The organism is Ruegeria sp. K3 (assembly GCF_056531845.1).
Genome location: NZ_JBQFMM010000001.1, coordinates 190,674 through 204,268, shown reverse-complemented (window position 1 = coordinate 204,268; position 13,595 = coordinate 190,674). Strand labels below are relative to the sequence as shown.

Here is a 13,595-nt window from a genome sequence, read left to right as displayed (position 1 = left end):
GCTTTTGCAATTGGATCACCTGCGTGGCGTTACATCAGCGGGGCCTGACCCCAGATGTAGACGGCGAAAAACAGGAACAGCCAGACGACGTCAACGAAGTGCCAGTACCAAGCGGCAGCCTCGAAACCGACGTGTTTCTCGGGCGTAAAGTCCCCCTTCAGGGCGCGGATCAGACAGACCGACAGGAAGATGGTGCCGATAATCACATGCGCGCCGTGGAAACCGGTTGCCATGAAGAAGTTCGAATAGAACTGATCGCCACCGAACTCCCAACCCTCATGGGCCAGTAACTCATAGTATTCAAACGCCTGAAGCGCAGTAAAGGCGATGCCCAGAACGATACCAATGGCCAGACCATTGATCAGCGCCTTGCGGTCATTGTCATGAACAAGCGCGTGGTGGGCCCAAGTAATCGCACAACCTGACAGCAACAGGACCAAAGTGTTGATCAGTGGCAGGTGGAACGGATCAACGGCGTGGATATCCGGCTGGATGTATTCAGTACCGGCATAGTCGTACATCGGATACATGCGATGTTTGAAGAACGACCAGAACCAGGCGAAGAAGAACATCACCTCGGACATCACGAACAGGATAAAGCCGTAGCGCAGGCCAATACGCACGACCGGCGTATGATCGCCCTGACGGCTTTCGACCACGACTTCGGACCACCATGCAAACATGGTATAAAGAACCCCGACCAGCCCCATCCAGAAGATCCACGGGGTGATCCCGTGCATCCAAAGAACGGCCCCGAACAGCATCACAAATCCGCTTACCGCGCCGATCAGTGGCCAGATTGACGGGTTCAGAATGTGGTAATCATGGTCTTTTGCGTGTGCCATCAGCGTCCCTCACCTACAGGCGTTAGTTCTTGTTTGTCTCAGCCTGCACGTCAAGGGCGGCAAAGCCCTCGGGCAGGTCAATTTCGTAGAATGTATACGACAGAGTGATCGTATGCACATACTTGGCTTCCAAATCTTCGACCATTTCCGGGTCGACGAAGAAAGTCACCGGCATCTCAACCCGCTCTCCGGGCTGCAGAACCTGCTCTTCAAAGCAGAAACAGGCAATTTTCTGGAAATATCCACCGGCAGAATACGGGGCGACATTGTACGACGCCTGCCCCGCAATCGGGCGGTCGGTTGGATTATAGGCTTCATAGAAGGCCAGGCCAGTCTCACCAATGCGGACTTCCATCTCGCGCTCGACCGGCTTGAATTCCCAGGCCATGTCTTTGGCTTTTGAGGCGTCAAAGCGCACGGTGATGGTGCGGTCCAGAATCTCGTCAGGAGCAACTTCGGCCACGCCGGTGGTCCCACCAAACCCGGTGACCCGGCAGAACCAGTCATAAAAAGGCACAGCAGCCCAAGCGAGGCTGCCCATCAGGACAACCACACCAACCGTCTGCGCAACAGTTTTCTGAGGACCGGTCAGCGCCATCAGTTCTGCACCTCCTGTGGTGCCATATTGAAATCAGTGCCCGAGACCTTCACGATCGTCAGTCCAAAGATGATCACGATGAACGCGGCCAGTGTCAGGCCCACGCCCAGATTGCGGCTGAACCGGCGCTGATGCAGTTCGTGGCTTTTACGCAAGCTCATGACCAGCCCCCTAGCCCATAGGGTTTCAGTAGCGCTTCGGCCAGAATCGCGCCAAAATGCAGGAAGAGGTACAGCAGCGACAGCTTGAAGAAACTGCGCTCGACCTTGAAATTGTCGGCTTCGGAATCGTCTTCGTTTCGACGGGAAATCTGCCACGCACCGCGCAGGAACAAGCCGTTCAGAACCAGTGCGACCACCAGATAGATCGGGCCTCCGATATCCGAGAACGCAGTACCCACCGCCAGCACCGCCAGCAGCGCGGTATAGACAAGAATGTGCCAGCGTGTGGCGCGTCGACCGTGCGTGACGGTCAGCATCGGCACGCCTGCGTCGTCGTAGTCCGAGCGCATAAACAGCGCCAAAGCCCAGAAATGCGGCGGCGTCCACATGAATGTTAGGGCGAACATCAACCACGGCTCAAGCGTCATCGAACCTGTGGCCGCGACCCATCCGATCACCGGAGGGAACGCCCCTGCGGCACCACCGATCACGATATTCTGCGGTGTCGAACGCTTTAGCCACATCGTATAGACGACGACATAGAAGAATATGGTAAAGGCCAGAAACGCCCCGGCGAACCAGTTGGTTGCCAGACCCAGCATAATGACGGACAGGCCAGACAGAGCCAGTCCCAACGCCAGTGCCTCACCCTCTTCAACCTTGCCGGACGGGATCGGGCGGCCTTTGGTGCGCTTCATCACGCGGTCGATATCCGCGTCCCACCACATGTTCAGTGCGCCGGATGCACCACCACCAATAGCAATGAACAGGATGGCGCAGAAGCCAACAAACGGATGTATCGGAACCGGAGCCGCAAGCAGTCCGACCAAAGCCGTGAATACGACCAGCGACATCACGCGCGGCTTCAGCAGGGCGAAATAATCGCCAAAGCTGGCCTCGTCCGCGCGGGTTTGCGCAGAGACGGTGCTGGCATTAAAGCTTGCGTCGCTCATATCCGGTCCTTGTCGGGGCAAAAGCTGCGCGATTTCCGCGCAGCCCGCATGTGTTTACCTAGGCCGCAAAGGGCTTAGTTCGAGGCCACTTGGAAGGAAGCAGGCTGACCTGCATATTCTTCAAGCGCACCCTGCAGCCACTGTTCATATGCCTCTTCGCTGACCACTTTGACGGTGATTGGCATATAGGCATGGTCTTTACCGCACAGCTCAGAGCACTGTCCGAAATAGACGCCTTCCTTGTCTGCTTCGAACCACAGTTCGGCCAGACGACCAGGAACGCCGTCCTGCTTCACGCCGAACGAAGGAATGGTCCAGGAATGGATCACGTCCGATGCGGTAACCTGCATCACGACAATCTTGCCGACCGGAACAACGACCGCGGTGTCGGTGGCGAGCAGCCATTCGTCTTCGCCATAGCCTGCATCGGCCAGCTTCGCCCGCATCGCATCGTCCAGAACAAACGGTGTTACGTCGGCATCCGCCGGGCGCGCGCCCTCGTCGAGGGTGGCCGGGTGGCCCAGGAGATAGCTATCGAAGGCAAAGTCATGATCGACATATTCGTAGGTCCAGTACCACTGGTTCCCCACGACTTTGATGGTGATGTCGCCTTCGGGAATCTCTTGTTGCTTGAAAAGAACCGGCAGCGAGAAAGCCCCGATGAAGACCAGAATCAGGATCGGGCCCAAAGTCCAGGCAATCTCAACCGGAGTGTAATGCGAGAACCGAGCCGGGTTCGGGTTTACGCGCTGGTTGTAGCGTACGATGCAGTAAACCAGCAGACCCGCAACAAACACACAGATCGCGGTGATGATCACCAGAATCATGTTGTCCAGCGACTGAATCCCTTCAGCAAGGCTGGTGGCAGCAGGCTGGAACCCCATGCCGCCGTCAACCGGCTTGCCAATAATCTCAAGCTCCTGAGCCATGGCGGGAAGGCTGGAGAGGGCCGTAGCAAGCCCGGAAAGCATCAAAGCATTCTTCATTTTCTGTCCTGATCGTTTGATCTTTGCGTCTCTCGCGAAAAGGTGTGAATCGGTCGCACCTCTCCCGTTGTCTTTGGCCGCGTTAAAAACCATATTCCGTCGGGTAGATAAAGCAAAATGCTTGCGTCAAACAGACGCTATTTTTGATCTGGATCAAACCCGAAAGGTCACAACTGATGACTCAGGCCCCGTTTCGCCCGTTTGAAAGCGTTCTTCCCAAGGATGAAGCGCTTGCTGTACTGAAGGCTGCAACCGATGGCGCCGAGGATGGGGAACTGTTCGTAGAACGGCGCAAATCCGAATCTTTGGTGTTTGATGACGGTCGATTGCGCACGGCCTCTTACGACGCTTCCGAGGGATTCGGTCTTCGCGCGGTGCAGGGTGAAGTGGCTGGATACGCGCATTCAACGGATGTTTCGATTCCCTCTCTGAAGCGCGCAGCCGAAACCGCACGGTTGGCGGTCGGCGATGGTGGTGGGACGCTGGCCGGGCCACCACGTGCCACCAATACCAGGTTATATACCGATGAAGACCCGATCGAATCCGCCGCCTTCCCGGTCAAAATCGAGACACTGCGCGAGATAGACGCTTTTACCCGTGGTCTGGATTCCCGGGTTGTGCAAGTCAGCGCCACGATTGCCGCTGAAGTGCAGGAGGTCGAGATTCTTCGCCCCGATGGTGTGCAGGTGCGCGATATACGCCCGATGACCCGCCTGAACATCTCGGTTATCGTAGAACAGAACGGCAGGCGCGAAAGCGGTTCTGCAGGAGGTGGTGGACGTGTTGGGCTGGATGGCTTGATCGATCCCTCAGACTGGCAAGATAAGGCGCGTGAGGCTCTGCGGATCGCGATGGTCAATCTGGATGCCGTCCATGCCCCTGCCGGCGTGATGGAAGTCGCGTTGGGCCCCGGTTGGCCCGGTATTCTGTTGCACGAGGCCATCGGCCACGGGCTTGAAGGTGATTTCAACCGCAAGGGCAGTTCCGCTTTTGCCGGGCTGATGGGGCAGCAGATCGCTTCGAAAGGTGTAACAGTCGTGGATGATGGGACGATTGCAGACCGACGCGGTTCGATATCAGTGGATGACGAGGGTACACCCAGTTCGCGTACAGTTCTGATCGAGGATGGAATCCTCACCGGATATATGCAGGACCGCCAGAACGCACGCCTGATGGGCGTTGCTCCAACCGGGAACGGCCGGCGTCAAAGCTATGCCCATAAACCGATGCCGCGCATGACCAACACAATCATGTTGGGTGGCGATGCCGATCCGGCCTCGTTGGTGGCAGATATCAAAGACGGCATCTGGGCTGTGGGCTTCGGCGGTGGCCAGGTCGACATCACCAACGGCAAGTTCGTGTTCTCCTGCACCGAGGCATATCGTGTCGAGAACGGCAAGATCGGCGCTCCGGTCAAAGGCGCGACGCTGATTGGCGACGGCCCCTCGGCGCTAAAACGCATTCGGGGACTGGGCAATGACATGGCGCTGGATCCCGGCATGGGCACATGTGGCAAGGATGGGCAATGGGTGCCGGTCGGTGTCGGCCAACCTACCGTTTTGATGGATGGGCTGACTGTGGGCGGCTCTGCCACCTGAGTCAGCTCAAAAGAAGAATCAAGGCGCGAAGGGTTAACACACTACCCTTCGCGTCAAATCAAAAACTCATCCATGGACTATGTGTGCCAAGAAAATTCGCACGAATTTTCTCTTTTTCTTTCAATGAGATAATCACCTCTCCGAGGGATGGGTTCGAAAAATACCGATCTAATTTTCTAAGATTCACAGGCTGTTAACCCGCTGCACCGTAAACCAGTTTTGCAATCAGGCGGAGCATCGGATGACCGAAGAGCAGCTTTCTTCCAATCACCCCCCACTCCCACCCACCACGGAAGAGGACCGGTTTTCCTGGCTCCGTCTGTTGCGCTCACGCAAAGTAGGGCCGGCAACATTCCGGCGCTTATTGCGCGAACATGGCTCGGCGCAGAACGCGCTGGCCGCGTTGCCGGAAATGGCGCGCGCTGCCGGGATCGAGGATTATGAAATCTGCCCGCCCGGCGTAATTGAGGCGGAGCTCAAGGCCGCAAAGGTCGCCAAAGCGCGGCTTTTGTGCCTTGGGGCCGCCGATTACCCTTACGCGTTATGTGACCTTTCGGATGCGCCCCCGATGCTTTGGGCAATCGGCGATCCGTCGATCTTGAAACGCCGGGCAATTGCCATGGTCGGGGCACGGAACTGTTCTTCGCTGGGCGCGCGCATGGCGCGGGCGTTGGCGACGGATCTGGGTAAGCAAGACTATGTCGTGGTCTCGGGGCTTGCCCGCGGCATTGACACCTCGGCGCACCTCGCCACGTTGGCGACCGGTACTGTGGCAGTGTTAGCAGGTGGGGTAGATGTGATTTATCCGGCCGAAAATGCCGATCTTGCGCGAGATATCGCAGAAACCGGTCTTCGCCTATCTGAACAACCGATGGGCACAACACCTCAGGCACGACATTTTCCGCGCCGCAATCGCATTATCTCGGGTCTGGCGCAGGCAGTGGTCGTTGTCGAGGCCGCGGCGAAATCCGGCAGCTTGATCACCGCGCGGGACGCCCTGGACCAAGGGCGCGAGGTTCTGGCCGTGCCCGGCCATCCCTTTGACGCCCGCGCGGCAGGATGCAATCTGCTGATCCGAGACGGGGCTATACTCGTCCGCAATGCAGAAGACGTGATTGATGCTTTGCCCAAGCAACAGCTACAATCCTCCGCCAAACAAATCCTACCCCTTGGACCCGAGGCAGACACAGCCGAAATCACGCCCCAAGCCTTGCACGAGGCGATTCTGACTCGACTTGGCCCATCTCCGATCGCGGAAGACCAGTTGATCCGGGACATCGCGGCATCTGCGGGCGAAGTCGGCCCTGTGTTGGTCGATCTGGAGCTTGAGGGCAAGATTCAGCGGCAACCAGGCGGCCTGCTGTCACTTTGCGCCTAAGCTATCGAACGGATTCGACACCGGATTTCGCGAGCGGTGCGGCCAGAACCGGCTTGAATTCAGAGTATTTTTAGTAGTGAAAACGAACGCATTGACAATTCGATCTTGCCCCACACATTTTGCACGGTCATACAAAGCGCAAAATCCGTCGAGCGAGGATTCCTCTTAAATGCCCGTAGTTGTTGTAGAATCTCCGGCCAAAGCAAAAACGATCAATAAGTATCTTGGCCCCGACTACACCGTTTTGGCCTCATATGGCCATGTGCGGGACCTGCCGCCGAAGGATGGGTCGGTCGATCCCGAGCATGAATTTTCAATGAAATGGGAGGTCGGCAATGACAGCCGTAAGCATGTCAAGGCGATCGCCGACGCTCTGAAAGAAGACAACGCACTGATCCTCGCGACCGACCCTGATCGAGAAGGCGAGGCAATCAGCTGGCACCTCCAAGAAGCGCTGACCAAGCGGCGTTCGATCAAGAAGGACACGCCAGTCAGCCGTGTGACGTTCAACGCGATCACCAAGGACGCCGTGACCGAGGCGATGCAGAACCCGCGTGAGGTCGATATGCCGCTGGTCGAGGCCTATCTGGCCCGCCGCGCGCTGGACTATCTGGTAGGGTTCAACCTGTCACCCGTTCTGTGGCGCAAGTTGCCGGGTGCCCGTTCAGCGGGGCGCGTGCAATCGGTCTGCCTGCGCCTCATCGTTGAACGCGAGATGGAGATCGAAGCCTTCAAGCCGGTCGAATACTGGTCGGTCAAAGCTGTGTTCGAGACGCCTCGGGGCCAGACCTACGAGGCGCGTCTAGTCACGCTGGCAGGCAAGAAACTGGACAAGCACGATCTAGCGAATGCAACGCAAGCCGAACTGGCGGTTCAGGCGATCACCAGCCGTGATCTGAGCGTGACATCGGTCGAGGCCAAGCCTGCCGCGCGCAACCCCTCTGCCCCGTTCATGACGTCGACCTTACAGCAAGAAGCCAGCCGCAAGTTCGGCATGGGCGCACGCCATGCGATGCAGGTGGCCCAGCGGCTGTATGAGGCCGGATACATTACCTACATGCGAACCGACGGTATCGACATGGCCCCCGAGGCCGTGGCGGCAGCGCGCGATGCAATCGCCGACCGTTATGGTGCGGAATACGTGCCAGACAGCCCGCGCATGTACAAAAACAAGGCCAAAAACGCTCAGGAAGCACACGAGTGTATTCGCCCGACAGATATGTCGCGCGATGCCAAGGCGCTGAAGGTGACCGATGAGGATCAGCGCAAGCTTTATGATCTGATCTGGAAACGCACCATTGCCTGTCAGATGGCTGCCGCACGGCTTGAACGCACGACTGTTGAGATTACCAGCACGGACGGCCAGGTTGGCCTGCGCGCCACTGGTCAGGTGGTGCTGTTCGATGGCTTCATGCGCGTTTACGAAGAAGGCCGCGATGACGTGGTCGACGATGACGACAAGCGCTTGCCACAGATCATGCAGGGCGATCCCGCACGTTTTGCCAAGACCTCGCTGCGTGATCAGTTTGCCAAGGCCACCGCCGACTCGGAAAAGGCCGCCATTCTGGCCGAGAACGAATCCGTTCTGGCGCTGCAGCACCACACCCAACCCCCCCCGCGCTATACAGAGGCCACGCTGGTCAAACGGATGGAAGAGCTGGGGATCGGGCGTCCGTCGACCTATGCCTCGATTGTCACCACGATTCAGGATCGTGAATATGTACGTAAAGACAAGAATCGGCTGATCCCCGAAGAAAAGGGCCGGATCGTCACCATCTTCCTGCTGAATTTCTTTCGCCAGTATGTGGGCTACGAGTTCACCGCCAATCTGGAAGAAGAGCTTGACGACGTCAGCGCAGGTGAACGCGACTACAAGGATCTGCTGGGCAAGTTCTGGCGCGATTTCTCTGCCGCGATTGGTGAGACATCGGAGCTGCGTATCTCGGAAGTGCTGGACAAGCTGGACGAAGCGCTGGCACCGCAGCTGTATCCGCCGCGTGAAGATGGCTCGGACCCGCGCATTTGCCCGAAATGCGGTGTTGGCCAGTTACATCTGAAAACTTCGCGCACCGGCGGGTTTGTCGGTTGTGGCAACTATCCTGAGTGCACTTATACCCGTCCGATCGCTGGTGAGGGCGCGGAAGGTGACGAGCGTTTGCTGGGCGAAGATGGGGGCGATGAGATCTGGCTGAAATCCGGTCGCTTTGGGCCATATGTCCAGCGTGGAGAGCCCACGCCTGAGAACAAGAAGCCTCCTCGTGCGTCCCTGCCCCGTGGCTGGAGCAAAGACGACATGGGTCTGGAGAAAGCGCTGACTCTTCTGTCCTTGCCCCGTCAGATCGGCGAGCACCCCGAAGGCGGCATGATCAGTTCGAACTTTGGTCGCTTTGGACCTTATCTAATGCATCAGTTGGCCGACGAGGCAAAGCCCGTCTACGCCAACCTCAAAGACCCGAACGATGTGTTTGAGATCGGCATGAACCGCGCCGTCGAACTGTTGGCCGAAAAACGCGCCAATCCAGGTCGCGGACGTCGGGCGGCCGCGAAGCCGCTGAAAGAGCTGGGCGACCATCCCGATGGCGGCGCGATACAGGTACTGGACGGGCGCTATGGACCGTATGTGAAATGGGAAAAGGTCAACGCGACGATCCCCAAAGACATCAAGCCCGAGGATGTGACCCAGGAAATGGCCATCGAACTGGTCAATGAACGCGCGGCCAAGAAAGGCACAAAGAAAAAGGCAGCCCCCAAGAAGAAAGCTGCTGCCAAGAAGACCACCAAGAAAGCAAGTTAGGTAGAAATACCACCTGCCCCTTGGATTCGTTGACTTCCCCGTGACGTGGCGGCACAAATCGGCCCAACATCATGTCATTGGGGGAGTTTTCCATGAAGAAAATCTATGACAATGCCGATGAGGCGCTCGATGGGGTGATATCGGACGGCATGCTGATCGCTGCGGGCGGCTTTGGGCTGTGCGGTATCCCGGAAATGCTGCTTGAAGCAATCAAGGCCTCAGGCGCGAAGGATCTGACATTTGCCTCGAATAACGCAGGTGTGGATGATTTTGGCATCGGCATCCTGCTGCAGACTAAGCAGGTCAAAAAGATGATCAGCTCTTACGTTGGGGAAAACGCCGAATTCATGCGCCAGTATCTGAGTGGAGAACTGGAGCTGGAATTCAATCCACAAGGCACACTGGCCGAGCGGATGCGGGCCGGTGGCGCTGGCATCCCCGGGTTTTACACCAAGACGGGCGTAGGAACGGTGATCGCGGAAGGCAAAGAGCACAAGGACTTCAACGGCGAGACCTATATCATGGAGGAAGGCATCTTCGCCGACCTCGCGATCGTAAAGGCGTGGAAAGCCGATGACACCGGGAACCTCGTGTTCCGCAAGACCGCCCGCAACTTTAACGTGCCCGCAGCGACTTGCGGCAAGATTTGTGTGGCTGAGGTTGAAGAAATCGTCCCGCGCGGCTCGCTGGACCCGGATGGCATCCACCTGCCCGGCATCTATGTGCATCGCATTATCCAAGGCAGCCACGAAAAGCGCATCGAACAGCGCACCACCCGCAAGAAGGAGGACGCATAATGCCCTGGGATCGCAATCAGATGGCCGCACGTGCGGCAGAAGAGCTGGAAGACGGCATGTATGTGAACCTCGGCATCGGTATTCCGACGCTGGTGGCGAACTATGTAGGGGACAAGGACATCACCCTACAGTCCGAAAACGGTATGCTGGGCATGGGGCCTTTCCCGTTTGAGGGCGAGGAAGACGCTGACCTGATCAACGCAGGCAAGCAGACGATTACCGAACTGTCCCGCACCTCTTACTTCGATAGCGCGACCTCGTTCGCCATGATCCGAGGCGGTAAGATCGCTGCTGCGATTTTGGGTGCGATGGAAGTGGACGAGAAAGGAGACCTGGCCAACTGGATGATCCCCGGCAAGCTGGTCAAAGGTATGGGCGGTGCGATGGATCTGGTCGCTGGCGTTGGTCGCGTGATTGTAGTGATGGATCACACCAACAAGCATGGTGATTCAAAAGTGCTGAAGGAATGCACGCTGCCTCTGACTGGCCAGGGCGTTGTGGATCGCATCATCACCAATCTGGGTGTTCTGGATGTCGTCGAAGGTGGCCTGAAGATCGTCGAACTGGCCGATGGCGTCAGCGAGGACGAGATGCGAGGAGCGACTCAGGCAACAATCGTAGATTGACCTCAGGCCAATGAATCATAAGGCCCGCTGCGACGCGGGCCTATTTTAGTTCGAAGTCTGAAAAATGCAGGGGTCCGAAACGAACTGCGGTGTCGTCGTACAAAGAGCACTCGCGACCTGAAACGCGGCTAGAACCTTGGGTACGTAGTCTCTGGTCTCGGCATAAGGTGGCACACCGCTATGCTTGCGCACGGCCCCTTCGCCCGCATTGTAGCCTGCCAATACGAGAATCGGGTCATTGTCGAACTCGTTCATAAGCCAATGCAAGTATTTGACCCCACCTTCGATATTCTGTTCAGGTTTCAGGCTGTCCTCTACCCCAAAACGTTCGGCGGTAGCTGGCATCAATTGCATCAAGCCCTGCGCCCCGGCAGAACTGACAGCCTGTGTGCGGCCCGCAGATTCTACTGAGATCACGGCTAGGACAAGTGCGGGTGAGACATTTGTCCCTACGGTCGAACGTAGAATATCCACCCCTCGCTTTTCTGCGATGTCTTGCAAGGTCTGCAGACGCGGCGCCGCGACACCCGTGGCAGTAAGCGCTTGAACGGCCTCTCTCAGCCTACCTGCGCTGGCCTGCGCTAGATCGGGGGATACCCGGCTCCAGAATGCTTTATAGGAGCCAACTGGCTTGGTCGCTCCCGCAATCTTCTGAGGAACCGATGGGGGCGGCTTTGCGATAGCGGCAATCTCAGGCACTTCCAGCTTGGCGCCAGTGCTGGGGGCTGATGGTGATGCTGCATGTTGTTCGGGCGTGATCTGAATCGTCACACGCGGACGTGTCCCCGGTTTAGGGGCCTTTATGCGCTTATAGACGCCGCGCGGCTCGGTTTCGGTTGCAGTGACAGGAATTGCACCCGTCATCAGAAACACCGCTGCACCGGCGCATAATACTGCGTCCCGGAAATACATTTGCCTGCCTCGATTTCTTATCTTTTGAAGCATTTTGAACATCATAACGGCCCGCAACACCAGAAAAACCAAGCGAATTGGGGCAATTTCGCCTCAATTGCCGCCATTTTGCATCGCCCACACAATTGAAGTGCAAAAAATATTCTATTTTTCTTATTTACTTTCAGTCTGTTACCAAATTCACCAACGAAAAATTAGGCTTTTAGCAAAAAAATATTGGTTTGGCCCAATTCCTGCCACGCACAGAGGTCAAACATATATGCATACCGAGACGATCGGGAGCGGACTGAGAGAGAAAGCTCTGAAAGACGCCGAGGTTAATTACTTTTTGATCCTTTAGGAGGGACGTAACATGATCAAGTTCATCAAGAACTTCCGCAAAGACGAAGACGGCGCCGTAACTGTAGACTGGGTCGTTCTGACCGCAGCCGTTGTTGGCCTGGCAGCCGTTGCTTACAACCAGATCTACAACGGCGCCAGCAACTTGGCGGGCGACATTGATACTGCTCTGTCCGGCGTTACTGTGACCACTCCGGACCCAGACGGCAACTAATCCAGTCTTGGTATAGAGTAACAAATGGGGGCCATGTCTTTATTCAAAGGCGTGGCCCCTATTATTTTCAATGAAATCGCTTTGGCGTGAACCAATGTTGTACAAAATTAAGAGATACAAAGCCGATGAAACCGGCGCGATTACAGTGGACTGGGTCGTTCTGACTGCTGCTGTCATTGGTCTTGCGACATTAATGTACAGTATCCTTAGTCAATCTCTTTCAACTTCAGGGCAGCCAATCAGAAATGTCGAAGTTGAAGAGATGGATTTCAATTGAAGTATCGCGCTGGCACGTTATCCAACCACCATTATCGTGCACATATACATATTTTTGCAAAATAATCGTGTGATTGTCCGCTTTTTCGACACAATTGAATAATATCTTGGACCCTGAAACGATGTGACTTCCAGAGTCGCGGTCTACGGAAAATAATGAGGGACAAATGCGAGCTGTTTTTGGACTTGTTCTTATCATCGGGGTCGCTTTGGCCGGTGGTGCTGTCTATATGGCACGCGAGTACATTACGGACAACCAGGCCAAACTCGCGAACGAACGCAAGTTGCGCGAAGAGGCGCTTGCCAATGCGCAGGCGGGCATTGTCCCGACAGTAGGCGTTTTGGTTTCGAATCGCTCCTTCAAATACGGCGAACGTTTGAACCAGGAAGATATCCGCGTCGTTCAGTGGCCAGAGGATGCGATTCCCGAGGGTGCCTTTGTGGACATGACAACCCTATTCCCGGAAATCAAAAACAATGAACGATTCGTTCTCCGCGCGATGGAGAAAGACGAAGCGATTATGGAAGTCAAAGTCACCAATCCAGGCGAGACTGCTGGCCTCAGGTCACAATTGCCCAAGGGAATGCGCGCATTTGCGATAAGCGTTGATGTGGCATCTGGCGTATCGGGCTTTTTGCGCCCAGGCGATACGGTGGACGTGTATTGGACCGGCTCATTACGTGGCACCAGCGATTCTGGCCGCGGTGAGATTACTCGTTTGGTACTGACGAACATCGAATTGGTCGCTGTTGATCAGTCGGCGGGTCTGGATGTGACCGGCACAACCATTGCTCGCACGGTCACAGTTGCAGCGACGCCACAACAGATCGCCGCTTTGGCACAGGCTCAGAACACGGGTCGCATGTCGCTGGCACTGGTTGGCGCTCAAGATGACAAGGTGGCAGAGGTGGTTGAAGTCGATCAGCAGTCTTTGCTTGGCATTGAAGAGAGGGCCCCGGCCCCCGTCGCGGCTCCGGAGAAGGTCTGCACAATCCGCACCCGTCGTGGCGGCGAGACGGTAGAGACCCCAATTCCCTGCACAAACTAACTAATTTTCAGACCTTTACGAGACAAAGACCGCGCATTTTGCGCGGTCTCTTTCTTTGTGTTGTTGCGC

General features: G+C 56.5%; 13 protein-coding genes. 7 read left to right on the top strand and 6 right to left on the bottom strand.

Annotated features, from left to right (window positions below; all coding sequences use genetic code 11):
• Positions 1-29 precede the first annotated feature (29 nt).
• The 5 genes from ACR0MP_RS00955 to coxB all read right to left on the bottom strand — a co-directional run bounded on the left by ACR0MP_RS00955 (position 30) and on the right by coxB (position 3,543).
• The gene (locus ACR0MP_RS00955) at positions 30-845 is read right to left on the bottom strand and encodes a cytochrome c oxidase subunit 3 (RefSeq protein ID WP_170397316.1); all 816 of its coding nucleotides are present in this window, start codon (positions 843-845) and stop codon (positions 30-32) included.
• A 22-nt stretch (positions 846-867) separates the two neighbouring features.
• Positions 868-1,443: a cytochrome c oxidase assembly protein gene (locus ACR0MP_RS00950; RefSeq protein ID WP_170404304.1), complete on the bottom strand. Its 576-nt coding sequence runs from the start codon at positions 1,441-1,443 to the stop codon at positions 868-870.
• On the bottom strand, positions 1,443-1,604 hold the full coding sequence (locus ACR0MP_RS00945; protein ID WP_010441671.1) for a hypothetical protein: 162 nt from the start codon (positions 1,602-1,604) through the stop codon (positions 1,443-1,445). The genes ACR0MP_RS00950 and ACR0MP_RS00945 overlap by 1 nt, the downstream gene beginning before the upstream one ends.
• Complete coding sequence (cyoE, locus tag ACR0MP_RS00940; RefSeq protein ID WP_170404307.1) at positions 1,601-2,557, bottom strand: heme o synthase; 957 nt, start codon at positions 2,555-2,557, stop codon at positions 1,601-1,603. The genes ACR0MP_RS00945 and cyoE overlap by 4 nt, the downstream gene beginning before the upstream one ends.
• A gap of 74 nt (positions 2,558-2,631) precedes the next feature.
• Complete coding sequence (gene coxB, locus ACR0MP_RS00935; RefSeq protein ID WP_170404310.1) at positions 2,632-3,543, bottom strand: cytochrome c oxidase subunit II; 912 nt, start codon at positions 3,541-3,543, stop codon at positions 2,632-2,634.
• A 176-nt stretch (positions 3,544-3,719) separates the two neighbouring features.
• Here coxB and tldD point away from each other — a divergent pair, with 176 nt between their 5' ends.
• The 5 genes from tldD to ACR0MP_RS00910 all read left to right on the top strand — a co-directional run bounded on the left by tldD (position 3,720) and on the right by ACR0MP_RS00910 (position 10,736).
• Positions 3,720-5,141, top strand: coding sequence for a metalloprotease TldD (tldD, locus tag ACR0MP_RS00930; RefSeq protein ID WP_480885552.1), 1,422 nt, complete (start codon positions 3,720-3,722; stop codon positions 5,139-5,141).
• Between the two features lie 241 nt (positions 5,142-5,382).
• Positions 5,383-6,519, top strand: a complete 1,137-nt coding sequence (gene dprA, locus ACR0MP_RS00925) for a DNA-processing protein DprA (RefSeq protein WP_480758476.1) — start codon at positions 5,383-5,385, stop codon at positions 6,517-6,519.
• 169 nt (positions 6,520-6,688) lie between these two features.
• A complete protein-coding gene (topA, locus tag ACR0MP_RS00920; protein ID WP_223117678.1) occupies positions 6,689-9,313 on the top strand; it encodes a type I DNA topoisomerase in 2,625 nt (874 codons plus the stop codon).
• Between the two features lie 92 nt (positions 9,314-9,405).
• The gene (locus ACR0MP_RS00915; RefSeq protein ID WP_170404323.1) at positions 9,406-10,110 is read left to right on the top strand and encodes a CoA transferase subunit A; all 705 of its coding nucleotides are present in this window, start codon (positions 9,406-9,408) and stop codon (positions 10,108-10,110) included.
• Positions 10,110-10,736: a 3-oxoacid CoA-transferase subunit B gene (locus ACR0MP_RS00910; protein ID WP_170397333.1), complete on the top strand. Its 627-nt coding sequence runs from the start codon at positions 10,110-10,112 to the stop codon at positions 10,734-10,736. The genes ACR0MP_RS00915 and ACR0MP_RS00910 overlap by 1 nt, the downstream gene beginning before the upstream one ends.
• Before the next feature lie 45 nt (positions 10,737-10,781).
• Here ACR0MP_RS00910 and ACR0MP_RS00905 read toward each other — a convergent pair whose 3' ends face one another.
• Complete coding sequence (locus tag ACR0MP_RS00905) at positions 10,782-11,600, bottom strand: lytic transglycosylase domain-containing protein (RefSeq protein WP_480893663.1); 819 nt, start codon at positions 11,598-11,600, stop codon at positions 10,782-10,784.
• 400 nt (positions 11,601-12,000) lie between these two features.
• Between ACR0MP_RS00905 and ACR0MP_RS00900 the strand changes: the two genes are divergently transcribed.
• A complete protein-coding gene (locus ACR0MP_RS00900; RefSeq protein WP_170404329.1) occupies positions 12,001-12,201 on the top strand; it encodes a hypothetical protein in 201 nt (66 codons plus the stop codon).
• A 443-nt stretch (positions 12,202-12,644) separates the two neighbouring features.
• Positions 12,645-13,526, top strand: coding sequence for a Flp pilus assembly protein CpaB (cpaB, locus tag ACR0MP_RS00895; RefSeq protein ID WP_170404333.1), 882 nt, complete (start codon positions 12,645-12,647; stop codon positions 13,524-13,526).
• Positions 13,527-13,595 lie beyond the last annotated feature (69 nt).